A 24,705-nucleotide genomic window follows, 5' to 3' on the forward strand; every position below is an offset into this window, starting at 1 on the left:
GCACAATGCCCTACGACACCAATATGCGTGTCCTCGTGGTGGACGACTTCTCCACCATGCGTCGCATCATCAAGAACATCCTGCGCCAGCTGGGGTTCACCAACGTGGTCGAGGCCGACGACGGCACCACCGCGTGGGAAATCCTGAACAAGGACCGCATCGAGTTCGTCATTTCCGACTGGAACATGCCCAAGATGACCGGCATCGAACTGCTGCGCAAGGTGCGCGCCAGCGAGGAATTCGCGGACATGCCGTTCCTGATGGTGACGGCCGAGGCCCAGCAGGAAAACGTCATCGAAGCGGTGCAGGCCAGGGTGTCCAACTACATCGTCAAGCCCTTCACCGCCGAGACCATGAAGCAGAAGATCGACAAGATCTTCCCGTAGGCCGCCGTTCCTTCCGGGCGCGGGACCGTCATCCGGCGGGCTTGCGCCCGTTTGCCGTGCCGGACCGCACGGACGGCGCGCACGCCGCCCCGCGCATGGGGCCGCACGTCGCGCCGGCAGCCCCGCAACCTTCCGGAGCCTTCCGGCGCATGCCGCCACGGCGTCTTTCCATGCCGGCGATCCCCGGCCGGGCCTGATCCGGACGCCCGATATCCCGGCGCCCGCGCGCGGGCCGTGCGAGGGACCAGACCATGCTCCTCATGCCCATCGTCACCGCAGCCGTTCCCGATACCCCCGATGCGTTGGGGGGCGGCGGCCTGTTGCCCGACGAGGCGGGCAAGGCGGAACTGGACGCCGGGCAACTGGATGCCGGTTCGCTGGGCCCCCCGGTGGAGGACAAGGTCGAACTGGACCTGGAGGACGCCCCCTTCCTGCTGCCGGAAGAGGAAAAGGCGCCGCCCCCGCTGCCACCCGCCGCCCAGTCCCTTTCCCTGTCGCCCGAAGGCGACGCCCCCCAAAAGAAGAAATTCAGCCTCGACCTTTCCGGGCTGCTGGCCAACAAGAAGCTGGTGATCGCCGTTGTCGTCGCGCTGGCGCTGCTGCTGGTGGGCGGCGGGGCGTGGTTCCTGCTGCGCAAGAAGGAGGCTCCGCCTCCGCCCGCCCCCGAGGTCCAGAAGATCGTGGTGCCCCAGCAGGCCGCGCCGCCGCCGGAACCGGCCGGACCCGTCCAGACCATCCTGACCTGGGAGCCGTTCTGGGTGGAGCAGAAGGACGCCAAGGGCAACATCCGCTTTCTGGTCGTCAAATTCTCGGCGCCCACCGAAAACCAGAAGCTGGTGTTCGAGGCGCAGGCCAAGAAGGTTACCATCCGCGACGCCGTGTACTACTATCTGAAGAACAAGTCGCTGACCTTCCTCACCGACGCGGCCAACGCCGAAACGCTGAAGAAGGACATCCTGGCCATCATGAACGAGTACCTCAGCATCGGTAAGCTGGAGGATTTGCTCATAGAGAACTATCTGGTGAAATAGGGCTGCGAGAACGCAGCCCCAGCGCGCCTTCGGGCTCCGGCCCAATCGATCCGGCCCGGCGCGCCAGCCCGCCGCCCCCGCCGACAGCCGACCCGCCCCGGCAGCGGGTTTCGTCGTCAGCCGCCGCCACCCCGCGCAGGGGCGTCGTGCGGGAACCCGTGCGGCGATGGAGGATCCGCCGTGTCCGTAGACCCGACGCTTCCCGTCGTCATCGCCCAGATGGGCCACGCCGAACGCGTGGTCCACGAGGCGCAGGCCCACCCGGAAATGGCCCAGGCGGCCGCCCAGCAGGCCGCCGCCCAGGCGTTGCAGCACGACCGTTCGCAGGTCCAGAAGACCGGCGAAAGCGATAAGGCCGCGGTGGTGGACGAGCGCGAGCGCAACCGCCAGCGCCGCCGCGCCCTGCTGCTGGCCCGGCGCAAGGCCCGCACCGCGCAGGAGGACGACGACACTCCCGACTCCGACGACGATCCGTGGTCCGGCAACATCCTGAACATCAAGGTCTGACCGCACGCCCCTCCGCGACCGGGCCATGCGGCGGCAACCCCAACCGGAACCTTCATGACCATATCCCTGTGGATCATCATTCTCGTCAGCGTGGTGGAAGTGGCGCTGCTTGGCGTGCTGCTGGTGTTCTTCCTGCGGCTGCGCAGGTCCGAGGCGTTGCTCAACCGCCTGCAGGCCAACCAGGCGCAACTGCTGGACCGGCTGCGCCAGAACGCCGAACTGGAACAGGAACTGGTGGCCACCTTTGCCCAGCGGCAGGAGCAGTTGCGTCATCTGGACCGGCGGCTGGAGGAAAGGGCGGACGCCCTGCGCCGCCTGCTGGAGCAGGCCGAGGGCATCAGCCGTTCGCCGCAGTTCCTGCGCGAGGTGATCCTGAACGGCCACCGCAAGGGCCGCAGCCTGGAACAGATCGCCCGGTCCACCGGACTTTCGGTGGACGAGGTGGAACTGATCCTGGCCCAGGCCGGGTAGGGGGAAGCCCCGGCTGTTGTCTGTCGCTGCCTGTCGCCGTCCGTTCCGGCCTTGGGCCATGCCGGGGCGTTGCCTTCCCGGCGCCATGCCGCATGCCGCAGCGCCAGTGCAGGGCGCTCCGCCGGAATACGGCGGGGCGCCCTGTTTTGTAGGCACGGCGGGTAAATTTTAAAATAACGCTGCAATACCAGCATAGTACTACGTAAAACCGAAGGAAAGACGAAGGGGAGTCCTTTTTCGCATTGACAGTCTTGCATAAGACATCATACACATGTTTCCAACAACGCTCCCCAAGGAGGAACTCCATGTCGATCCAATTTCTGGTGCACGAAGACGGCGATTCCGTCGGCGTCGTGGTTGTCGAAGGCGTCAAGGCCGGCCAGGATCTGACCGGCTGGGTGATGGCAGAGGACAAGACCATCACCTTCAAGGTGCTCAACGATATTCCCATCGGTCACAAGCTGGCCCTGAAGGCCCTGTCCGCGGGTGACACCGTGATCAAGTACGGCACCGACATCGGCAAGGCCGTCGCTCCCATCAAGCAGGGCGAACACCTGCACGTCCACAACGTCAAGACCAAGAGGTGGTAGGAACATGACCGCGAATACCTTCTTCGGCTACCGCCGCGAAAACGGCCGCGTCGGCGTGCGCAACCACGTGATCATCCTGCCCCTGGACGACCTTTCCAACGCCGCGTCGGAAGCGGTGGCCAACAACGTCAAGGGCACCATGGCCCTGCCGCACCCCTATGGCCGCCTGCAGTTCGGTGAAGACCTGGAACTGCACTTCCGCACCCTGATCGGCGTGGGCAGCAACCCCAACGTGGCCGCGGTGGTGGTCATCGGCATCGAGCCGCAGTGGACCAACCGCATCGTGGAAGGCATCGCCAAGACCGGCAAGCCGGTGGCGGGCTTCTCCATCGAGCAGAACGGCGACCACAACACCATCTGCAACGCCTCGCGCAAGGCCAAGGAATTCATGCACTGGGCCTCCGAGTTGCAGCGCGTGGAATGCCCCGTCAGCGACCTGTGGGTGTCCACCAAGTGCGGCGAGTCGGACACCACCTCGGGCATCGCCTCCAACCCCACCGTGGGCAACGCCTTCGACAAGCTGTACGATCAGGGCTGCACCCTGCTGTTCGGTGAAACCACCGAACTGACCGGCGGCGAACACCTGGTGGCTGCGCGCTGTGCCAACGACGAAGTGCGCAAGCAGTTCCAGTTCTTCTTCGACCGCTACGCCAAGCTGGTGGACGACCACAAGACCAGCGACCTTTCCGACTCGCAGCCCACCAAGGGCAACATCGAGGGCGGCCTGACCACCATCGAGGAAAAGGCGCTGGGCAACATCCAGAAGATCGGCCGCAAGGCCCCCGTGGTGGGCTGCCTGGACAAGGCCGAAGCCCCCACCGGCCCCGGCCTGTGGTTCATGGATTCCTCGTCCGCCGCGGCGGAAATGGTCACCCTGTGCGCGGCCGCCGGGTACGTGGTGCACCTGTTCCCCACCGGGCAGGGCAACGTCATCGGCAACCCGATCCTGCCCGTGGTGAAGCTGTGCGCCAACCCGCGCACGGTGCGCACCATGAGCGAGCACATCGACGTGGACGTCTCCGGCATCCTGCGCAAGGAACTGACCATGGACGGCGCCGGCGACAAGCTGGTGGAAATGGCCATCCGCACTGCCAACGGCCGTAACACCGCCGCCGAAGTGCTGGGCCACCGCGAGTTCGTGCTCACCCGCCTGTACGAAAGCGCCTAGTCTCAGAAGCGTGTCCCCATGGCGGCTGCGCACCGCCGCCATGGGGACGCCAATTGGGCGGCACGCGGACGCCGCCGGCCGACGGGGAGCGCAAGCCCATGCCGGCATGTCCCGCGTCCGTGTGCCGCCACCCTGATATCTCACGGCCCCGCGCCGGGTTCCGGCCGAACTCCGGCCGGTGCTCTCACCGCGCATCCGCCTCGATCCCCGACTGATGCATGGGGGCGCAGGGGGCCACCCCTTGTTCTCTGCATACCATCCTCCCCATCGCCGCGCGCACCGCCTGACGCGCGGCGCCCCTTGCGGACGCGGACCCGGAAACGGGTCCGCGTCCCGTTTTTGCGTGCGCGCAAAAAACACCCGCCCCAAAAGAGGGCCGCGCTCTCGATATGGCAATCAATACGCCGCAATACCGATGTACCATTGTGACAGGCGGCGTAAATTTGGTGGTGCAGACTGTTCATGTGGATGGTAATCGTCCGGATAGGTCGATGTGCATTTCCCGGACGGCAACGGCGTATGGGAGAAAAAGCACATGGGCCGCAGCGGTCACCCGGCCCGGCAGAACCGGCTCACTGCAAGCACCCAATATTGATTGTTTAACCAGTTGGCACGATATTCGAGGGTACCGCATCGTTCTTTATTTCACCGAGCACACAATCACTTTTGGTAATATGAAGAATATCAGCGTATTGAAAAATACGATATGGAGCGCCACCCCCAACCTGTCGGAGAGAGGGCCGGGGGAGACATAAAAAACATGAAGTGTTGTGCCATGTTGGCGTGAAGTCGCCCGGCTTGGGCAAAAAGGTTCAAGTTTCACGTTGACAGTCTTGCATAAGACATCATACGCATGTTTCCAACAACGCTCCCCAAGGAGGAACTCCATGTCGATCCAATTTCTGGTGCACGAAGACGGCGATTCCGTCGGCGTCGTGGTTGTCGAAGGCGTCAAGGCCGGCCAGGACCTGACCGGCTGGGTGATGGCAGAGGACAAGACCATCACCTTCAAGGTGCTCAACGATATTCCCATCGGCCACAAGCTGGCCCTGAAGGACCTGTCCGTGGGTGACACCGTGATCAAGTACGGCACCGACATCGGCAAGGTCATCGCTCCCATCAAGCAGGGCGAACACCTGCACGTCCACAACGTCAAGACCAAGAGGTGGTAGGAACATGACCGCGAATACCTTCTTCGGCTACCGCCGCGAAAACGGCCGCGTCGGCGTGCGCAACCACGTGATCATCCTGCCCCTGGACGACCTTTCCAACGCCGCGTCGGAAGCGGTGGCCAACAACGTCAAGGGCACCATGGCCCTGCCGCATCCTTACGGCCGCCTGCAGTTCGGTGAAGACCTGGAGCTGCACTTCCGCACCCTGATCGGCGTGGGCAGCAACCCCAACGTGGCCGCGGTGGTGGTCATCGGCATCGAGCCGCAGTGGACCAACCGCATCGTGGAAGGCATCGCCAAGACCGGCAAGCCGGTGGCGGGCTTCTCCATCGAGCAGAACGGCGACCACAACACCATCTGCAACGCCTCGCGCAAGGCCAAGGAATTCATGCACTGGGCCTCCGAGTTGCAGCGCGTGGAATGCCCGGTGAGCGACCTGTGGGTGTCCACCAAGTGCGGCGAGTCGGACACCACCTCGGGCATCGCCTCCAACCCCACCGTGGGCAACGCCTTCGACAAGCTGTACGACCAGGGCTGCACCCTGCTGTTCGGTGAAACCACCGAACTGACCGGCGGCGAACACCTGGTGGCTGCGCGCTGTGCCAACGACGAGGTGCGCAAGCAGTTCCAGTTCTTCTTCGACCGCTACGCCAAGCTGGTGGACGACCACAAGACCAGCGACCTTTCCGACTCGCAGCCCACCAAGGGCAACATCGAGGGCGGCCTGACCACCATCGAGGAAAAGGCGCTGGGCAACATCCAGAAGATCGGCCGCAAGGCCCCCGTGGTGGGCTGCCTGGACAAGGCCGAAGCCCCCACCGGCCCCGGCCTGTGGTTCATGGACTCCTCGTCCGCCGCGGCGGAAATGGTCACCCTGTGCGCGGCCGCCGGGTACGTGGTGCACCTGTTCCCCACCGGGCAGGGCAACGTCATCGGCAACCCGATCCTGCCCGTGGTGAAGCTGTGCGCCAACCCGCGCACGGTGCGCACCATGAGCGAGCACATCGACGTGGACGTCTCCGGCATCCTGCGCAAGGAGCTGACCATGGACGGCGCCGGCGACAAGCTGGTGGAAATGGCCATCCGCACCGCCAACGGCCGCAACACCGCCGCCGAAGTGCTGGGCCACCGCGAGTTCGTGCTCACCCGTCTGTACGAAAGCGCCTAGTCTTCGCCACCCCCTCCGCGACGGTCGCGGAGGGGGCGTCCCGCCCCGGTCGGTGGCACGCCGGGGCGGGACAGCGAGACCATGACCACCACAGGTAGCGCGCGTAGTGATCGGGAGAATTGCTTGACAGCGAACCAGCAAGGGGCGGGACCGCCACGGGCGTGATCCTGCGGGACGGCGTAGCGGCGTATGCATGCATGGGGACCGCCGCCACTCACCCCCGCCTTTCGTGGGGCCGGTTCGTACGGGCGCTGCCAGAATTTCGCTCCCCCCGAGGGGGAGCATCGACAGGTGCCTTGAACTCAAAGACCGAAAAAGGAGCCCTACATGAAAGTGCGTTTCCTTGCGCGGCTGGCCCTTGCGGCGCTGCTCGTCCTCGGCCTCGCGGTTGCCGGCGATGCCTACGCCAAGTATCCCGACAAGCCCATCAACATGATCATCGCCTTCACGGCGGGCGGGTCCAGCGACGTGCAGGCCCGCATCATGCAGAAGTACTGGAACAAGTACTCCGACCAGCAGTGGGTGTTCGTCTACAAGCCCGGCGCCGGCGGCGCCATCGGCTTCGGCGAGATCGCCAACGCCCGTCCCGACGGCTATACCATCGGCGGCATCAACATTCCGCACCTGGTGTTGCAGCCCATGGTCCAGAAGGCCATGTTCTCCATCGATAGCTACGCCTACATCTGCCAGGTCGTGAACGACCCGCAGGCCGTGGTCGTGCGTAACGACAGCAAGCTCAAGTCCGTGAAGGACGTCTTCGAGTTCGCCAAGGCCAACCCCGGCAAACTCAAGGTGGGCCTGGTGGGCCCCAACAGCGGCCATCACCTGATGTTCCTCGACGTGAAGGGCAAGTTCGACTTTCCCGTCACCGAAGTGTTCTACAAGGGCGCCGCCGACCAGAACGCGGCCCTGCTGGGCGGCGAGATCGACGTCATGTTCGGCAACCTGAACGATGTCATGCGCAGCCTGGAGGAAATGACCGTGCTCGGCCTGGCCGGCGAAAAGCGCAACGACTTCCTGCCCGACGTGGCCACCCTGCGCGAACAGGGCTTCGACGTGGTGTCCGACATCCGCCGCGCCTACGTCGCCCCCAAGGGCATCGACAAGGCCCAGCTGGACTACCTGCGCGAAACCTTCAAGAAGATCTGCGACGACCCCGAATACATCGCCGACATGAAGAAGGCGGGCCAGCCCACCGAGTACATGGATGGCGACACCTTTGCGGCGTACGTCCGGACCCAGAACGAGTTCGCCAGAACCATGCTGCAAAAGGCCGGCCTGCTGAAGTAGGCGGTCCTGATACCGCCGGGGAGGGGGTGCCATCCCTCCCCGGCCCGTACCAAGGAGCTTCATGATGATGGAATTTATCGGACCGGCCATCGGGCACCTGTTCGAGCCGCTGAACATCCTGCTGATGGTCGCGGGGCTGACGGGGGGCATCATCGTGGGGGCCCTGCCGGGCCTTACCGCCACCATGGGCGTCGCCCTCATGGTGCCGGCCACCTTCGCCATGGACGCCACCAGCGGCCTGATCATGCTGGGCGCCATCTACGCGGGGGCCATCTACGGCGGGGCCAACTCCGCCTGCCTGATCTGCACGCCGGGCACCCCCTCTTCCGTGGCCACCACCTTCGACGGCTGGCCCCTGTGTCAGGCCGGCCGCGCCGACATCGGCCTGATCACCTCCCTGCTTTCGTCCGCCTTCGGCGGCATCGTCGGCACCGTGCTGTTGCTGTTCCTGGCCGCGCCGCTGGCCCGGGTCGCCTTGCAGTTCGGCGGCCCGGAGAATTTCTGGCTGTGCATCTTCGGCCTGTCCACCATCGCGGTCATGTCGTCGGGCAACATGGTCAAGGGCCTGCTGTCGGGCGCCATGGGCCTTCTGGTGTCCACCGTGGGCATCGATCCCAACGCCGGCGTGCCGCGCTTCACCTTCGGGTACTACCCGCTGGTGCAGGGCATCGAGGTCATCCCGGCCATGATCGGCCTGTTCTCCTTCTCGCAGGTGCTGTACCTGATCGGCAGCTACAAGCCGTACATCGCCGAGTACAGGCCCACTCCGGGGGCCTTCCGCGAAGTGCTGCGCGCCCTGGCGGGCCGCTGCAAGGTCATCCTGATGCGTTCGTCGCTCATCGGCGGCCTGGTGGGCATGCTGCCCGGCGCGGGCGGCGAGATCGCCTCCATCATCGCCTACAACGAGTCCAAGCGCTGGGACAAGAATCCCGAACGCTACGGCAAGGGCGTGATCGAGGGCGTGGCCGCCAGCGAAAGCGCCAACAACGCGGTCATCGGCGGCTCGCTCATCCCCATGCTGACCCTGGGCATTCCGGGCAGCGCGGTGGCGGCGGTCATCCTGGGCGCGCTGCTGGCCAAGGGCATCCAGCCCGGCTTCAAGGTGTTCACCGCCACGGGCGACCTGGCCTACACCTTCATCATGTCGCAGTTCGCCGTGAACCTGCTGATGATCCCCATCGGCCTGCTGCTGGCCCGCATCATGACCAGGCTGCTCAGCATCCGCCTGACCTTCGTGGCCATCGCCATCGTGGTGCTGTCGGTCATCGGCTCGTACGCCATCCGCAACAGCATGCTGGACGTGTGGATCGTCATCGTCTTCGGCTTCCTGGGCTACTTCTCGGGCCGGGTGGGGCTGGACACCGGGGCCATGGCTCTCGGCATCATCCTTGGCCCCATGATCGAGGAGAACCTGGGCAAGTGCGTGCACCTGTCCAAGGCATCGGGCGGATCGGTGATCAACGTGTTCCTTGAAAGCCCCATCGCCATCCTGCTCATCCTGCTCACCCTGCTTTCCCTGGCCACGCCCTTCCTGCTGGACTGGAAGCGCAAGCGCCGCGACTGCGGTTGCGACGTGCCGCAGCCCAAGGAGGACTCCACCCATGCGTAGCAGCGTTGCCGACATCGCATCCGGTCTCGCCGTACTGGTCATGGCCGGCGTGTTCCACGCCCAGAGCGGCGACCTTGAAGGTGTCAGCCTGCTGTTTCCCCGGATGCTCGTCATCTTCATGGCGCTTGGCGGCATCTACCTGTGCGGCCTTGGCATGCTGAAGGGCCGCAAGGGCGGGGACGCGCCGCAGGACGACGAACCCGTGGCCGTGGGCCGGGTGGGCATCATCTCGGCCGGGGCCATCGCCTATGTCGCCATCATCCCCCTGCTGGGCTTCTACCTTGCCTCCGCCCTGTACCTGTTCGGCATGTCCATGGTGCTGGGCGACGCCAGTCGCGGTACGCGCAGAAAGGCGCTGGCCTCCGCCGCGTTCACCGTGGTGCTGTGCCTGTCCGTCTGGATAGGGTTCGCGATGCTGTTGGGCGTTCCCACTCCGGAAGGCATGCTGTTCTAAGCGCACCTGCCGCACGGCGCCGTTCGCTCCGTCCCCCCGTCGTGCGCATTCCCGGAAGGGTTGCGTGCGGCGGGGGGCATCCGTTTCCGTTGTCGATACCACCCGCAAGAGGTTCCGTTTCATGCGCATCGACCTGAAGTACGGGCACGGCCACGTGCCCCTGGAACTGCCCGAGGACATCCACGTGGACGTGTTCGAGCCGAACCCCGTGGAGCCGTTGGCCGATCCCCTGGCCGCCCTGCATGCAACCCTGGACGACCCGCTGGGCTGCCCCCGGCTGGAGGACCGCCCGGCCCCGCGCTCCGTGGCCATCGCCGTGCCCGACGAAACGCGCCCCGTGCCGGTGCGGTTGCTGCTGCCGCCGGTGCTGGACAGGCTGTTCGCCGCGTATCCCGCGCTGAAGCCGCAGGACGTCGTGGTGGTGGTGGGCGGCGGCCTGCATCCCCCGGCGGACGAGGCCCAGCTTGCCCGCGTGCTGCCCGAGGACCTGCGGGGCTGCCGCGTGGTGGCCCACGACGCCGAGCATTCGCCGCTGGCCCGCTTCGGCGCCACCACGCGCGGCACCCCGGTGGAGGTCAACGCCGCCTACGGCGCGGCGGACCTGAAGATCGTCATCGGCATGGTGGACGCGCACCAGTTCGTGGGCTTCACCGGCGGGGCCAAGGGCGTGGCCATCGGCTGCGCCTCGGCCGCCATGATCGAGGCCAACCACCGCCTGATGCGCGACCCGGCCGCCACCGTGGGCGCCATAGAGAACAACCCCGTGCGCCTCGACCTGGACGAGGCGGGCGAACTGGCCGGGGTGGCCCTGGCCGTCAACGTGGTGCTGGACGCGGCCAAGCGCCCGGTGGCGGTGCTGGCGGGCTGGCCCCCGCTGGTCATGCGCGCCGCGGCCAAGGTCACGGCCGGGGTGTACGGGCTGGCCTACGACGAGCCGTACGACATCGTCATCGCCTCGTGCGGGGGCGCGCCCAAGGACATCTGCCTGTACCAGGCCCAGAAGGGGCTGAACACGGCGGTGCAGTGCGCCGCGCCGGGGGCCAGGGTGCTGCTGGTGGCCGAGTGCGGCCAGGGCATCGGGGACGAGGTGTACCACGACTACGTGCGGCGCTTTCCCTGCGCGCATTCGCTGAAGAAGGACTTCGAGTCCGGGGCGTTCCGCATGGGCGCGCACAAGGGCTTCCTGTTCGCGCGGTCCACCACCCGCTTCGACGTGGTGGTGCATTCCGACCTGGACCCGGACCGGATGCGCGAATGCCATCTGGTGCCCGGCGACATGCAGCAGACCGTGGACGGCTGGCTGGCCGGAATGAAGAACCCGCGCGTGGCCGTGGTGAAAAGCGCCAACTCGTCGTTCTTCTACAGGAAATAACCGGCGAGAGCGTGCCCGTCTCCTCCTGGAACGGCGGGCGGGGCATCCGGTGCGCTTCCGCCATGCGGCGGACGGCACGCACCGGATGCCCCGCCCGCCACTCCGCAAGGGGGGCGGATGGGGCGCGCGCCGAAGGGTGTGGCGGCCGGGCTGCCGGGGGGCATGCGGCCGCAAGGACGTGCCCGGTGCCGCGGGGGGAAACGCGGCAACCGGGTGGGGTGAGGCGGCATGAAGCCGTGTCCGGGGAGGGACGGCGGCGAGACGAGGGGGGAACGTATCCGAAGCAGGAGCGGGCCGCGCCGGAACGCGCGGGCATGCTCCTCTGGCCGGCAGGCAGAACACCAGACACGCTCCGGAGGGCGGCATGCTCCTGAAAACCAAACTCTATCTCGGATTCATGGCCGTGCTGTCGTTGACGGCCATCGTGGGCGCCATAGGCTGGCGGGGAATGCACGAAATGGTCGCCTACGGCAACTATTCCACGTCCATAGAAACGGCCATGCGCCATCTTTCGTCGGCGGAGGCGTCCATGGGGCGCTTCATGCTGCGCGGCGACCAGGCCCACGCGGCGGCCACGGACAAGGGCCTGGACGACGCCCGCGCCGTCATCGAGGCGGCGGGCGTCGGCCTTGCGCATGACTGGATGCGGGCCGACGGCAACGGGCTGCTGGAAAACCTGGAAAATTTCAAGACCGCCTTCGCCCAGTTGGTGAACTCGCAGAACGAGGCCATCGCCATGCAACAGCGCATCGGCGCCAACGCCGCCAAGGTGGTGGAGGCCGTAGCCGCGCTGGACGGCAGGCTTGGCGGCGCGTTGCAGGCGGCTCCCGACGCGGGGCGTCTGGAGGGGTACCGGATGCTGCACGCCGGGGCCGCCGCCTTCGCCGAGGTGCGCGTGCTGACCGGGCAGTTTCTGGAAACACCCACAGAGGAGTTGCGCACGGCCATCCGCGCCAGGCTGACCGAAGCCCGCAAGTCCTTCCAGGCGGCGCGCGACGCCCAGCCGGATGAGCCGTCCCAGGACGCCGTGCAGGAACTCGTGGGCTACGTGGGCAACTATTCCGGCCTGTTCGGCATATTCTCGCGCCAGATGCTGGCCAAGTACGAGGCCCTGGACCGCCAGCAGCAGGTGGTGGCCGCCACCCAGGCCGCCGCGTCCGAGGCGCTGCAACATGCCTCGGCGGCGTCCGACGCCTCGGTGCGCACCGCCACCTGGCTGCTGGCCGGGGTGGCCCTGGCCGCCATGGTCATCGGGGCGTGCATCGCCGTGGCCCTGCCGCGCGGCACCGTGCGCCAGTTGGGCAAGGATCCCGGCGAACTGGCCGACATCGCCCGTCGGGTCACCGAGGGCGACTACGCCATTGACGACGGCAGCCCGCACACGGGCGTGTACGGCCACATCGTGGACATGGTGGAATCGCTGAAGGCCCACCTTGCCAGCGCCGAAGAGGAATCGCGCCGGGCGCGCGAGGAGTCGGAGCGGGCCCGCCTGGCCATGCAGCAGGCGGACGAGGCCCGCACGGGCGTGGAATCGGCCAACAGGACCATGCTTTCGGTGGCGGACGAAGCCCACGCCATTTCCGCGCGCATCGCCGCCGCCGCGGAAGAACTGGCCGCCCAGGCCGAACAGGTGGGCGCGGGGGCCGAGGTGCAGCAGCAGCGCATGGCCGAAACCCTGGCCGCCATCACCCAGATGAACGCGGCCGTGGCCGAGGTGGCCGCCAGCGCCGCCGCCACCAGCCGCGGGTCCGACGATTCGCGCCGCAACGCGGAAGAGGGCGCGCAGGTGGTGGCCCGCACCGTCGCCGCCATCGAGAAGGTGGCGGATGGCTCCGACGCGGTGCGCCGCAACATGCAGGAACTGGGCGTCAAGGCAGAGGCCATCGGCAAGGTCATGGAGATGATCGCCGACATCGCGGACCAGACCAACCTGCTGGCGCTGAACGCGGCCATCGAGGCGGCCCGCGCCGGGGACGCCGGGCGGGGCTTCGCCGTGGTGGCCGACGAGGTGCGCAAGCTGGCCGAGCGCACCATGCAGGCCACGGCGGAAGTGGGCGGCAGCGTGCGCGGCATCCAGGACGTGGCCCGGCGCAACGTGGACGCGGTGGAGCACTCCGTGGCCGCCGTGGGCGAGGCCACCCGGTCCGCCCGCGAATCGGGCCAGGCGCTGGACGCCATCGTGCGCATCGTGGGCGACTCCGCCGCGCAGGTCAACGGCATTGCCACGGCGGCGGAGCAGCAGTCCGCCGCCAGCGAGCAGATCGGACGCACCGTGCAGTCGGTCAGCGACATCGCGGCGGAAACGGCGGGCGGCATGCAGCAGTCGGCCGTGGCCATCCGCGAACTGTCGGAAATGGCCGCGCAACTGGAGCAGGCGTTGCACCGGCTGCGCACATAACAACACAGGGGGCCTTGGCCCCGGGAGCAACCATGGCAGTCATCGTCAGGCCCGAAGACCTCGCAACACTGTGCCGCGCCGCGCTGGAACGGGTGGGCGTGCGCCCCGACGCCGCGGCCAGCGTGGCCGACGCGCTGGTGGCGGCCGAGTGCATGGGCATCCCCTCGCACGGGATGTCGCGCCTGCCGCAGTACGTGGACCAGGCGGCGGTGGGCAAGGTGCGCGGCGACGCCGTGCCGCGCGTGGAAACGCCGTTTCCGGCGGTGGTGCGCGTGGACGCCGCGTGCGGCTTCGCCTACCCGGCCATCGACGCCGGGCTGGCCGTGGCCGTGCCTCTGGCCAAGCGGATGGGCTGCGCGGTCATGGGCGTGACCGACTCGCACCATTGCGGCGTGGGCGGGCTGCACGTGGAACGGGCGGCCCGGCAGGGGCTGGTGGCGCTGCTGTTCGCCAACACCCCGGCGGCCATGGCCCCGTGGGGCGGCAACCGCGCCTCGTTCGGCACCAACCCGGTGGCCTTCGCCTGCCCGCCGGTGGCCCTGCCCGGCAGGGGGGAGGGAACCGGCGCTCCCGACTCCCCCGACTCCCCCGACGGCTCCGGCGCGGACAGGCCCGACCCGCTGGTACTGGACCTTTCGCTGAGCACCGTGGCGCGCGGGCGCATCGTGGACGCGGCCCGCGTGGGCCGTCCCATCCCCGAGGGCTGGGCCGTGGCCGCCGACGGCAGGCCCACCACCGACCCGGCCGTGGCGCTGGGCGGCATGCTGCTGCCCTTCGGCGGGGCCAAGGGGGCGGCCCTGGCGCTGATGGTGGAACTGCTGTCCGCGTCGCTCACCGGCAGCAACCACGCCTTCGAGGCCACGTCGTTCCTGGACGCCGAAGGCGGCCCGCCGCGCACCGGACAGTGCATGGTGCTGCTTTCGCCGCAAGCCTTCGGCGCCGATTTCGCCGAACGGGCCGCCGCCCTGCTGGGCCACGTGCTGGACCAGCCGGGCACCCGCCTGCCCGGCGCCCGGCGGTTCGAATTGCAGCGCCGCGCCCTGCGCGAAGGGGTGCCCGTGCCCCGGCCTCTGCACGAGGAGTTGTTGCAGCGCGCCGGCATGGTCTAGAGCCATTCAGGGTTGAAAACAGCCCCTAACGCCCGTTACTCGTGAACAGTCCATCCCGGCGGTGCACCCCCGCTACGCGGGGAAACGCAAAAGGGCCTTCCCCGGCGGGAAGGCCCTTTCACGCGGCGCCGGGCGGCGGCCCGCGCGGCTACGAAAGCTTGGTGCGGTAGTGGAAGTTGGCGGTCACGCAACGGGTGTGGCGCAGTTCCACCGGGTTGTCCTCGATGTCCATGGCCACGCGGCGGATTGCCAGCAGCGGGTGCCCCACGGACACGCCCAGGCGCTGGGAATCGGTCCTGTCGGCGGCCACGGCGGTGATGCTTTCATCCGCCTTGGCGATGGTCACGTTGAACCGCTTCTGGAAGAAATCGTACAGGGTGTTGGGCAGCGCGTTGTGCGGAATGGCCTCGATGCCGGGCATGCGCGCGCAGTTCAGCGAGATGCTTTCGTTGAGCAGCGGCACGCCGTCCAGCGAGCGCACGCGTTCGATGCGGAACACCGGCGCGCCCACGGGAATGTCCAGGGCCGCCGCCTCTTCGGCGTCGGCGTTGGCCGGGGTTGCGCTGTACACTTCCGAGATGGGCAGGGTGCGCCTGTCCTCGCAGCTGACGATGCGGAAGAAGCGGAACAACGCCTCGTCCGCGTCGAAGGTGGCCACGGCCGTGCCCTTGCCCTGATAGCGCACCACGCGCCGCTCGGCGGTCAGCTCGTTCAGCGCCTTGCGCAGGGTGCCGTGGCTGACGCCGTATTCTTCGGCCAGGGCCGGTTCGCTGGGCAGGAAGGTGCCCGGCGCCCATTCGCCGATGGCGATGCGGCGGATCAGCGATTCCTTGACCTGCTGGTAGAGAGGGTGAAAGGCGGGCTTTACAGGCATGTGTCTTTGTTTGTAGTCTCGGGAGCGATCGGCCCCCGGGTTGGGTGGCGGGTCTTGCAATAAATATAAGATATCAGTCTTGGCCCGTGCCCTGCAACTATCCGAGAAACGGGCACAGCACAAGAGGCTGAGAGTGCGCCCAACCAGCCCGTTCCGCCGCCTGCGGAGCGGGCCGCGTCGTTTTCCGGCCCCGGCTCGCGGGCCGTGCCCAATTCAGCCCAGTTCAGCCCGGTTCAGCCTAGTTCAGACCAGTTCTGCCCAGTTCTGCCCAGTTCCGTCCAGTTCCGTCCGGCCCCGGCGCATCTTCCTCCGGCTCAGGAAACCTGCGTCTCTATGCGCAGCCCGTACTTTTCTATCTTGGCCAGCAGGGTGGGGCGCGAAAGCCCCAGCAGGCGCGCGGCACGGGTGCGGTTGCCCCCGGTAAGGTGCAGCGCTTCGCGCACCACCAGCCGCCCCACGTGGTCCATCAGCGCGTCGAACACGTTGTCGCCGTCGCTTTCGCTCAGCGTGCGGCGGATAAGCTCCTGCATGGTCTGGTCGGCGGCCAGCGAAAGGTCGCAGGCCGGGCCTTCGCTGCCGGGCCGGATGCCCCGGCTGGCCTCCAGGGCCTGCTTCAGGTCCGGCTCGCCCAGCGGCCCGCCCCGGCTGAACACCAGCGCCTTCTGGATGGTGTTGCCCAGTTCGCGCACGTTGCCCGGCCACGGTTGCGCTTCCAGATAGGCCAGGGCCTCGGGGGTGATGCCGGGGTTCGGCATGTCCATCTCGCGCGAGAAGCGGGCCAGGAAATACCGGGCCAGCGGGGGGATGTCCTCGCTGCGCTCGCGCAGGGGGGGCAGCCACAGGGTGACCACCTTCAGCCGGTAGTAGAGGTCCTCGCGGAAGCGCCCGTCGGCCACGGCGGCTTCCAGGTCGGTGTTGGTGGCCGCGATGATGCGCACGTCCACGGGTATGGGCTGGCGGCCGCCCAGCCGTTCGATCTGCTTTTCCTGCAACAGGCGCAGCAGCTTGGCCTGGATGCCCAGCGGCATGTCGCCTATTTCGTCCAGGAACACGGTGCCGCCGTTGGCCTGCTCTATCTTGCCCACCCGGCGGTTGGTGGCCCCGGTGAAGGCTCCCTTCTCGTAGCCGAACAACTCGCTTTCCAGCAACGTGTCCGGAATGGCCACGCAGTTGATGACCAGGAACGGCTTCTGGCCGCGCAGGCTGTGCTGGTACACGGCGCGGGCCACCAGTTCCTTGCCGGTGCCCGATTCGCCCCGCACCAGCACCAGGGCGTCGGTGGGCGCGGCCCGGCCGATGGCCTTGTACACCTGGTGCATGGCCCGGCCGGTGCCCACCAGGGCTTCGCCCAGCGGGTCCTGCCCGCCGCCTTCGCCGTCCGCGCCGTCGGCCATCATGTCCACGCGGGCGCGCATGCGGCGGCCCGCCTCCACGGCCTGCTCGATGAGCGCCAGGATGTCCGGAATCTCGAATGGCTTCAGGATGTAGTCGAAGGCCCCCATCTTGGTGGCCTCGATGGCGGTCTCGGTGGTGGAATAGGCGGTCATGATGACCACCGGCAGGCGGGCGTCTATCTCGCGCATGGCGCGCAGGGCGGTCAGGCCGTCCATGCCCGGCATGCGCACGTCCATGATCACGAGGTCGGGCAACTCCTCGCGCACCAGCTTCAGCCCCTGCTCGCCGGTGGATGCGGCGCGCACGTCGTGCCCCTCGCCGGCCAGCAGGCGCTGGAAGCTCTGGCGCAGTTGCAGTTCGTCGTCGACGATCAGGATCTTAGCCATGAGTCGTCCTTGCGGGCGGGCAGCACGATGACGAAGGTGGCCCCCTTGCCGTGCGCCGAGTGCAGGTGCAGCCAGCCGCCGTGCTCCTCGAAGATGCGCCGGGCGATGGGCAGGCCGAGGCCGGTGCCTTCTTCCTTGGTGCTGAAGAACGGCTGGAACACTTCCTCGCGGATGTGCTGGGGCACGCCGGGGCCGCTGTCCGCGATGCGGATGACCACGGCCCGGCCCAGCGGATTGATGATGCCCTTTTCTTCCGTGATGTCCAGCGTGCCGTCGTAGCCCATGGCCTCGCACGCGTTCAGGATGAGGTTGACCAGCGCTTCCTTGAGCTGCTCCGCGTCGCCGTCCACCTCGGGCAGGCGTTCGGCCCGGTGCACGGAAACCGCCACGTTGAACGACTCTATGCGGTGCTTGAGCAGTTGCAGGGTCATGTCCACCACGTCGGACGGGCTCACCGGCTGCATGCGCAGGCGCGGGCGGCGCGAGAATTCCAGAAAGTTGGTGACGATGGCGTCCAGGTGGCGGATTTCGGCGGCGATGACCTCGAAGTCCTCCCGCTGGTCCTGCTGGTCCGGCCCCAGCTTCAGGCTGCGTTCCAGCGCGAACAGGCGCAGCTTCACCGAGGTCAGCGGGTTGCGGATGGAATGGGCCACCCCGGCCGCCAGCTTGCCCACCAGGGCCAGCTTTTCGGTCTGGCGCAGGGTTTCGTGGCTTTCCTCCAACTGCACCTGGGTGCGGTGCATGGTGTCCAGCAGGTGGCGCAGGCGGCGGTCCAGCACTTCCACCTCGTTGCCGTAGGCTTCGGCGTCTTCCAGCCCTTCCAGGGCCAGGCGGCGGATGGGCCCCAGCACCTGGCGGAACACCACCACGGCCAGCAGCCCGGCCAGGAACAGGACCAGCAGCATCAGCCCCAGGGCGTCGGTGGCCGGGTCCGCCGTCCAGGTGCCGAAGGGCGTGGGCAGCGACAGCCGCCCGCTGGCCATGAGCAGCGGCAGCGCGGCGGCGGCCATGGACGTGGCCGCCAGCGCGGCCAGCAGCAGGCCGATGCGTACGCGCAGGCTGGGGCGGAAGCGCACCACCCTGGGCAGTCTCCAGTTCACCATGGCGAATCCGTGGGCCGAATGTGAGGTTGTGGTGTCCGTTGTGTCAGTGGGTCAGGGGCGGTTCTAGCCCAATTCGCGCGCGGGAACAACGAGACGGGCCGGGGCGTGGTCTGCCGGGGAGAGAGGGCCGCTGTCGTGTGTCCAGCCACCTTGTGGCCCATGCCAAAGAGCGGTAGGAAGGCAGGGCGGACCAGCCCCCTGCCCCCTCCACAATACACGGAGGCCAGGACCCGCCACCCTGACGCCGGGAGGCCCCATGACCGACACGCCGACATCAGACGCTGCATCCGGTGACGCCCAATCCGGCACCGGCAGATCCCTGCCGCGCATCCTGCTGGTGGACGACGAGCCCGAAAGCACCGAAATGCTGGCCCTGCGCCTGGGCAAGCGCGGCTTTCCGGCCGCGCGGGCGGCCAGCGGCGAAGAAGCGCTGGAACACCTGGCCCGCCAGGGGGCCGACGTGGTGGTCATGGACGTGAAGATGCCCGGCATGGGCGGCATGCGCGCGCTGGAGCGCATCCGCACCGAATTTCCGGGGGTGGAGGTGATCATGCTCTCCGGCCACGCCGACATGGAGGTGGCGGTGGAGGGCATGCGCCTGGGCGCCTTCGGCTACCTGATGAAGCCCACGGATTTCGACGAACTGCTGTTCAAGATAGAGGACGCCTACACCCAGGGCCAGCTCGACCGCAGGGCGGCGGCGCGGGGGCGCGGCGGGGCGTAGGGATCGTTTCCGGGCAAGAAACCTGATCTGGAAACACCCCCTGAGGGCCGCGCGGCCGCAGGGTCCGTCCAAACCATACTCCGACCCGGGAAAACGCCATGGGGCTGTTCTGCTGGCTGCCCTTCCGCCGCAAGCGGCGGGACGAGGAACGCGCCGCCGCCGAAGAGGCCTTCGCGGCGCGCCATCACCGCTTCAAGCTGGTGCTCAACGCCTGGGCCAAGCTCCAGGAAGTGATGACCGAGATGGAACTGGCCCTGTGCTGCGTCCATCCCTTCGGCATGCAGACGGTGCGCTCGCTGTGCACCCGCATCACCACCCAGGTCTTCCAGTGCATCCGCCAGCTGGATGAACTGGCCCCCGGCCGCTACCCCGAGCTTTCCGCCCGCTTCGACGCCATCCAGGCCGAGGTCTCGGCCATCGTCTACGGCCGTCCGGCCACCATGGACGGCCCCCTTGCCCTGCCATTCGGCCATCCGGACCTTGCCCAGCCCGACCTTGCCGACCCGGCCCTGACCCGCCTGGGGGGGCTGCGGGACGCCCTGGCCCCGCGCGGCGGCGGGGGTACATCCAGCGTGCCCGACGGGTTCATCGTCACCGCCGCCGCCTGCCAACGGCTGTTCCGCCATCAGGGCCTGCAAGAGGAGATCGGGCGGCGGGTGCAGGCATCGGGCGGCATCCGGCCGGACAACCTGATGGACCTTTCGCCCTCCATCGCCGGGCTGATCCTGGCGGCCGAGGTGCCCGGCGAGGTGGCCGACGCCCTGATGGACGCCCTGTCCGCCCTGCGGACCCGCGTGGCCGCCCGTCCCGGCGCGCGGGGACGCAACATGCGCCTGCTGCTGCGCGGCCGGGTGTGGCCGCAGGGGTCCACTGGCGCGGGGGAAGGTGGCGACGACGACGCGGGCGGCATGACCCTGTGGGGGCCGTCCATTCCCCTGTTCGAAGAAGGTTCCGGCCCCGAGGCCCCGCCCGACCGGCAGCGGGTGCTGGAAGCCCTGCGCGCCACCCTGGCCCTGAAGTATTCGCCCCAGGCCATCGCCTACCGCCGCAACCGGGGCCTGCGCGACGCGGGCACCTGCGTGTGCGTGGGCTGCTTTGCCGTGGAAGATCCCGTGGCCGGGGGCATCGCCTACACCGGCAACCCCCTGCACGCCCGCGACACCTCGGTGCACGTGTTCGCCGCGCGCGGCCTGTCCGAGGCCGTGGAGGACGGCGCGCACGACGTGGACGCCTACCACGTGTGCCGCGCGGGCGGCTCGGTGCGGCTGCGCAGCATCGCCTCCGGAACTGGCGCGGACGCCGGGCTGGCGCTGCCGGTGCTGCCGGTTCTGGATGACACGGAGGCCCGGGCCGTGGCCGAACTGGCCCTGGCCGTGGAGGAGCGCTACGGCCTGCCCCAGGAGATCGACTGGCTGCTGGAGCCGGACGGCTCCGTCTCGCTGCTGCATGCCCGGCCGCTGCCCGCGCCGCGCGCGCACCTGCCGGAAAGCTACGCGGAATCGGAGGCCGAGGACGCCGCCCAGACCGAATGTCCGCCCCCGGCCCTGCTGGACGGCGGGGTCACCGCCGGGCCGGGCGTGGTGGCCGGGCCGGTGCACATCGTGCGTGAACGCGACGACGTGCGCTCCTTCCCGGACGGCGCGGTGCTGGTGGTGCAACGCGACCTGGCCGAATGGGGCATGCTGCTGGACCGCGCCGGGGCCGTGGTGGCCGAGCGGGGCCGCATCTCCAGCCAGTTGGCCGCCGTGGCCCGCGAATTCGGCAAGCCCGCCGTGTTCGGGCCGTTCCGGCAGGGCAGCCCGCTGGACCTGCTGGAGCAGGGGGCGGTGGTCACCGTGCACGGCGACGTGGGCGTGATCTACCCCGGCCGCGTCGACGCCTTCGTCGAATCGGCCCCGCCGGAATGCAACTTCATGCCCGGCAGCCCGGTGCTCCAGGCCCTGGACGCCGCCGCCCACCACATGCTGCCCCTGACCCTGGACCCGGACTCGCCCGACTTCAAGTCGGCCAACTGCCGCACCTTCCATGATCTTGGGCGGTTCTGCCACGAAAAGGCCGTGGCCGAGATGTTCCGCTTCGGCTCGCAGCAGCGCCACGCGCCGCAGCGGGTCAAGCAGTTGCAGTGCGACGTGCCCAAGCAGTTCTGGGTGGTCAACCTGGACGACGGCTTCGACGGCGAGGTCAACGGCCCGCTGGTGCCCATCGCGCGCATCGCCTCGGTGCCCATGCGCGCCCTGTGGCGCGGCATGAACGCCGTGCCGTGGCAGGGGCCGCCGCCGGTGGACGCCAAGGGTTTCCTCTCGGTGATGTTCGAGGCCACGGCCAATCCGCATCTGGACCCGGCGGCCCAGACCGCGTTCTTCACCGAGCGCAACTACTTCATGGTTTCGCGCAATTACTGCAGCCTGCACTCGCGCTTCGGGTTCCATTTCGTGGCCGTGGAATCGCTGGTGGGCGAACGCACCCCCGAGAACTACGTGGTCTTCCAGTTGCGCGGCGGGGCCGCCAACATCGAGCGCCGGGTGCGCCGGGTGGAATTCGTGGCCGGGCTGCTGAAGGAATTCGGCTTCGCCTGCACCGTGCGGCGCGACGCGCTGTCGGCCCGCATCGAGAACCTGCCCGAGGCGCAGGCCCTGCGCATGCTGCTGGTGGCCGGGTACATGACCATCCACACCCGCCAGCTGGACATGATCATGAACGACGGCCCGCAACTGGACGAGCGGCGCGCGGCCATGCTGGCCGACTGCCGCCGCCTGCTGGAAGAGGCCGATCAGGCCGCGTCTGTTGAAGCCGCGCGCCCGCGCCGGGCCGTGGACCCGGCCGCCCCGGTCTGATCCGCCGTCACCGGGCGCGGCCCCGGCCGAGGGGCGGAAACGGGCGGGGCGCGAAACGGATGTTTCCCCGTTCCGCGGTCCGGACGCTCCTTGCGATTGTAAAATGCTGGATGATCGGGTAATTGTCGCACATGGGGTGACCCCCGCGCGGCCCGTGTTCCACAAATGTGCCGCCGGGGGAGAGGGGTTGCCGCCCCGGCGTGCCGACGTGCCGCCACCGAAACGAATGTGCCGCGCGCGCAACGTTTTCGCGCCGTGGCCGAGGCATCACCCGCCGTCAGGCGACGGTTCCCTTCCCCGCCCCCAGACCCCTCGCCCGAGGCGGCCTTTTTCCGGGCGCCCCTTTCGCGGGGGCGGCCCGCCCACGGAGGCTGGATGGACATCGGCGGATACACCAGGCTGCGGCGCAGGCTCACCTTCGCCATGCTCGCCTTTTCGCTCGTGCCGCTCTTCGCGCTGGGCTTCTTCATCCATCTCCAGTTTTCCAAGACCTACCACGAACGCATGGTCTCGGGCATCGAGGCGGTGACCGAAAGCAAGCGCCGCGCGCTGGACACCTTCCTGGCCGAACGCGTCTCGCAGATCAAGAGCCTGGCCTGGACCCACTCGTTCCGCGAACTGTCCGACCCCGCCCAACTGGGCACCATCTTCGGGGTCATCCAGTCCAACGCCCGCTCCTACGTGGACATCGGGGTCATCAACGACCAGGGCGAACACGTGGCCTACGTGGGGCCGTACTCGCTGGAGGCGGCCAACTACCGCGACGAGCCGTGGTTCCACGAGGTGATGCTGAAGGGTCAGTACGTCAGCGACGTGTTCACCGGGTTCCGCCGCTTTCCGCACTTCATCATCGCGGTCATGCGCCGCGAGAACGGCCGGGCCTGGATATTGCGGGCCACCATCGATTCCGCCGCGGTCAGCGCCATGCTGCACCGCGCCTACTCCGGCACCAACAGCGACGCCTTCCTGCTGGGCACCGACGGCACCCTGCAATCCGATTCGCGCAACAACGGCGCCATCATGACCCGGCCCGGCCTGCGCATGACCATGCCCGACAGGGCCAAGCGCGGGGTGGTGGTGGACACCATCGCCAACACCGAAGGCCGCCCCATGGTCACCGGCATGACCTGGCTCGAGAACATGCCCTGGCTGCTGGTGGTCATGGACGACCCGCGCGAACCCCTTTCGCCGCTGGTGCACACCCAGCTCATCGTGGTGCTGTTCCTGCTGGGCGGGGCCGTGGTCATCTGCCTGGGCACCTTCTTCACCACCCGGGTCATCGTGGACAAGGTCATCGAGGCCGACCGCAGGCAGGCCATGCTCGACGCCTCGCTCATGCAGTCCAGCAAGATGGCCGCCCTCGGCAAGCTGGCCGCCGGCGTGGCGCACGAGGTGAACAACCCGCTCATGCTCATCCGCGAGAACGCCGGGTGGATCCGCGACCTGCTGTCCGAGGAAGACGCCGCGCGCATGGCCCACCACGCCGAAATCGAGGAAGCCGCCAACAAGATCGAACAGCACGTGGACCGGGCCAAGGGCATCACCCACCGCATGCTGGGCTTTGGCCGCCGCATGGAACCCATGCAGGAAGACGTGCCGCTCAACGTGCTGACCGAGCAGACCGTGAAGTTCCTGGAAAGTGAAGCCCTGCACCGCTCCATCACCATCCACAAGGACTTCGACGCCGAACTGCCCGCCATCACCACCGACACCGCCCAGGTGCAGCAGGTGATCCTGAACGTGCTGGACAACGCCATCGACGCCGTGGGCCAGGGCGGCGCCATCACCGTGCGCACCGGCGCCACCGAAAGCGGCCACGAGGTGTTCGTGGCCGTCACCGACACCGGCGGCGGCATCGCCCCCGACGTGCTCGAACACATCTTCGACCCGTTCTACACCACCAAGAAGGCAGGCGAAGGCACCGGCCTCGGCCTGGCCATCTGCTACTCGATCATGGAAAAACTCGGCGGCCGCATCGTGGCGGAAAGCACCCCCGGCAACGGAGCCACCTTCACCGTGCTCCTGCCCACCGCGCCGCCCGCCTTCACGCAGGATACCCTGCTCAACTTGCGGTAACGGCAGCTGTTTCTTGTACGCCTCCGGCGGGCAGGGAGCTTCGCCCCCTGCACCCCTGCTATGGAGGGGTACGGTGCCCTCGGCCCCTCCCCCACCCCGAATGAAAAGTTTGGGGGGATGGGGGCCGGGGGAAGGGGACCCTTTTCAAAGGGTCCCTTCCCCCGAAAATCTTCGAAAAAGGGCCACGACATGAAGATTCTCATCGTGGATGACGAGACGGAATTCCTGGACCTCATGCACAAGCGGCTTGCGCGGCGCGGCATGGAGGTGGACACGGCGGACAACGGCGCGGACGCGGTGGCGCGCGTGGAGCAGGGCGTCTACGACGCCGTGGTGCTGGACGTGAAGATGCCGGGCATGGACGGGCTGGAGACGTTGCGGCGTATCAAGGCCCTGCGGCCCGAGGTGCCGGTGGTGCTGCTGACCGGGCATGCCAGCCTGGGCGCGGCGCTGACGGGCATGGAACTGGGCGCGTTCGACTACATGCTGAAGCCCGTGGCCATCAACGAACTGATCTTCAAGCTGGGCGAGGCCGTGCGCCACGCCTGAACGGGGCGTGGACACGGCGGCGGACACCACGACGGACAC

General features: G+C 68.2%; 21 protein-coding genes. 18 read left to right on the forward strand and 3 right to left on the reverse strand.

Translation table 11 applies throughout. From position 1 onward, the window contains the following. Positions 1 to 5: 5 nt before the first annotated feature. The 14 genes from V6B97_RS02930 to V6B97_RS02995 all read left to right on the forward strand — a co-directional run bounded on the left by V6B97_RS02930 (position 6) and on the right by V6B97_RS02995 (position 14,725). Positions 6 to 386, forward strand: a complete 381-nt coding sequence (locus V6B97_RS02930; RefSeq protein WP_035067496.1) for a chemotaxis response regulator CheY — start codon at positions 6 to 8, stop codon at positions 384 to 386. A gap of 251 nt (positions 387 to 637) precedes the next feature. Continuing rightward, on the forward strand, positions 638 to 1,417 hold the full coding sequence (locus V6B97_RS02935) for a flagellar basal body-associated FliL family protein (RefSeq protein ID WP_333504999.1): 780 nt from the start codon (positions 638 to 640) through the stop codon (positions 1,415 to 1,417). Positions 1,418 to 1,597: 180 nt separating this feature from the next. Then, positions 1,598 to 1,924, forward strand: coding sequence for a hypothetical protein (locus tag V6B97_RS02940; RefSeq protein WP_333505000.1), 327 nt, complete (start codon positions 1,598 to 1,600; stop codon positions 1,922 to 1,924). A gap of 54 nt (positions 1,925 to 1,978) precedes the next feature. Continuing rightward, complete coding sequence (locus V6B97_RS02945; protein ID WP_333505001.1) at positions 1,979 to 2,395, forward strand: hypothetical protein; 417 nt, start codon at positions 1,979 to 1,981, stop codon at positions 2,393 to 2,395. Between the two features lie 305 nt (positions 2,396 to 2,700). Then, positions 2,701 to 2,985 carry a UxaA family hydrolase gene (locus V6B97_RS02950; RefSeq protein ID WP_333505002.1) on the forward strand — a complete coding sequence of 95 codons (285 nt, stop codon included), beginning with the start codon at positions 2,701 to 2,703 and terminating at the stop codon, positions 2,983 to 2,985. 4 nt (positions 2,986 to 2,989) lie between these two features. Next, positions 2,990 to 4,153, forward strand: a complete 1,164-nt coding sequence (locus V6B97_RS02955) for a UxaA family hydrolase (protein ID WP_333505003.1) — start codon at positions 2,990 to 2,992, stop codon at positions 4,151 to 4,153. Positions 4,154 to 5,040: 887 nt separating this feature from the next. Continuing rightward, complete coding sequence (locus V6B97_RS02960; protein ID WP_333505004.1) at positions 5,041 to 5,325, forward strand: UxaA family hydrolase; 285 nt, start codon at positions 5,041 to 5,043, stop codon at positions 5,323 to 5,325. 4 nt (positions 5,326 to 5,329) lie between these two features. Then, positions 5,330 to 6,493, forward strand: a complete 1,164-nt coding sequence (locus V6B97_RS02965; RefSeq protein ID WP_333505003.1) for a UxaA family hydrolase — start codon at positions 5,330 to 5,332, stop codon at positions 6,491 to 6,493. A gap of 327 nt (positions 6,494 to 6,820) precedes the next feature. Then, positions 6,821 to 7,783, forward strand: coding sequence for a tripartite tricarboxylate transporter substrate binding protein (locus tag V6B97_RS02970; RefSeq protein ID WP_333505005.1), 963 nt, complete (start codon positions 6,821 to 6,823; stop codon positions 7,781 to 7,783). A 64-nt stretch (positions 7,784 to 7,847) separates the two neighbouring features. Then, on the forward strand, positions 7,848 to 9,392 hold the full coding sequence (locus V6B97_RS02975; protein ID WP_333505123.1) for a tripartite tricarboxylate transporter permease: 1,545 nt from the start codon (positions 7,848 to 7,850) through the stop codon (positions 9,390 to 9,392). Continuing rightward, positions 9,385 to 9,846, forward strand: a complete 462-nt coding sequence (locus V6B97_RS02980; protein ID WP_333505006.1) for a tripartite tricarboxylate transporter TctB family protein — start codon at positions 9,385 to 9,387, stop codon at positions 9,844 to 9,846. Before V6B97_RS02975 ends, V6B97_RS02980 begins: the two co-directional genes overlap by 8 nt. A 121-nt stretch (positions 9,847 to 9,967) precedes the next feature. Further along, on the forward strand, positions 9,968 to 11,218 hold the full coding sequence (gene larA / locus V6B97_RS02985; RefSeq protein WP_333505007.1) for a nickel-dependent lactate racemase: 1,251 nt from the start codon (positions 9,968 to 9,970) through the stop codon (positions 11,216 to 11,218). A 364-nt stretch (positions 11,219 to 11,582) separates the two neighbouring features. Continuing rightward, entirely contained in the window at positions 11,583 to 13,616 is a 2,034-nt protein-coding gene (locus V6B97_RS02990; protein WP_333505008.1) for a methyl-accepting chemotaxis protein, read from the forward strand. Between the two features lie 32 nt (positions 13,617 to 13,648). Next, positions 13,649 to 14,725 carry an Ldh family oxidoreductase gene (locus tag V6B97_RS02995; protein ID WP_333505009.1) on the forward strand — a complete coding sequence of 359 codons (1,077 nt, stop codon included), beginning with the start codon at positions 13,649 to 13,651 and terminating at the stop codon, positions 14,723 to 14,725. A 148-nt stretch (positions 14,726 to 14,873) separates the two neighbouring features. On the opposite strand, the gene V6B97_RS03000 is transcribed toward V6B97_RS02995, so the two are convergent. The 3 genes from V6B97_RS03000 to V6B97_RS03010 all read right to left on the reverse strand — a co-directional run bounded on the left by V6B97_RS03000 (position 14,874) and on the right by V6B97_RS03010 (position 18,483). Then, positions 14,874 to 15,599: a GntR family transcriptional regulator gene (locus V6B97_RS03000; protein WP_333505010.1), complete on the reverse strand. Its 726-nt coding sequence runs from the start codon at positions 15,597 to 15,599 to the stop codon at positions 14,874 to 14,876. 314 nt (positions 15,600 to 15,913) lie between these two features. Further along, on the reverse strand, positions 15,914 to 17,380 hold the full coding sequence (locus V6B97_RS03005) for a sigma-54-dependent transcriptional regulator (protein ID WP_333505011.1): 1,467 nt from the start codon (positions 17,378 to 17,380) through the stop codon (positions 15,914 to 15,916). Beyond that, entirely contained in the window at positions 17,365 to 18,483 is a 1,119-nt protein-coding gene (locus tag V6B97_RS03010; protein ID WP_333505012.1) for a sensor histidine kinase, read from the reverse strand. Before V6B97_RS03010 ends, V6B97_RS03005 begins: the two co-directional genes overlap by 16 nt. A 256-nt stretch (positions 18,484 to 18,739) precedes the next feature. Here V6B97_RS03010 and V6B97_RS03015 point away from each other — a divergent pair, with 256 nt between their 5' ends. The 4 genes from V6B97_RS03015 to V6B97_RS03030 all read left to right on the forward strand — a co-directional run bounded on the left by V6B97_RS03015 (position 18,740) and on the right by V6B97_RS03030 (position 24,666). Continuing rightward, positions 18,740 to 19,207: a response regulator gene (locus tag V6B97_RS03015; RefSeq protein WP_333505013.1), complete on the forward strand. Its 468-nt coding sequence runs from the start codon at positions 18,740 to 18,742 to the stop codon at positions 19,205 to 19,207. A gap of 98 nt (positions 19,208 to 19,305) precedes the next feature. Further along, positions 19,306 to 22,041 carry a PEP/pyruvate-binding domain-containing protein gene (locus tag V6B97_RS03020; protein WP_333505014.1) on the forward strand — a complete coding sequence of 912 codons (2,736 nt, stop codon included), beginning with the start codon at positions 19,306 to 19,308 and terminating at the stop codon, positions 22,039 to 22,041. A gap of 375 nt (positions 22,042 to 22,416) precedes the next feature. Continuing rightward, the gene (locus V6B97_RS03025) at positions 22,417 to 24,117 is read left to right on the forward strand and encodes a sensor histidine kinase (RefSeq protein ID WP_333505015.1); all 1,701 of its coding nucleotides are present in this window, start codon (positions 22,417 to 22,419) and stop codon (positions 24,115 to 24,117) included. Between the two features lie 189 nt (positions 24,118 to 24,306). Further along, positions 24,307 to 24,666 (forward strand): response regulator, encoded by a 360-nt coding sequence (locus tag V6B97_RS03030; protein ID WP_333505016.1) that lies wholly within the window; start codon positions 24,307 to 24,309, stop codon positions 24,664 to 24,666. The last annotated feature ends 39 nt before the right edge of the window (positions 24,667 to 24,705 follow it).

The organism is Nitratidesulfovibrio sp. 1201_IL3209 (assembly GCF_036763125.1).
Lineage (GTDB): Bacteria > Desulfobacterota > Desulfovibrionia > Desulfovibrionales > Desulfovibrionaceae > Cupidesulfovibrio.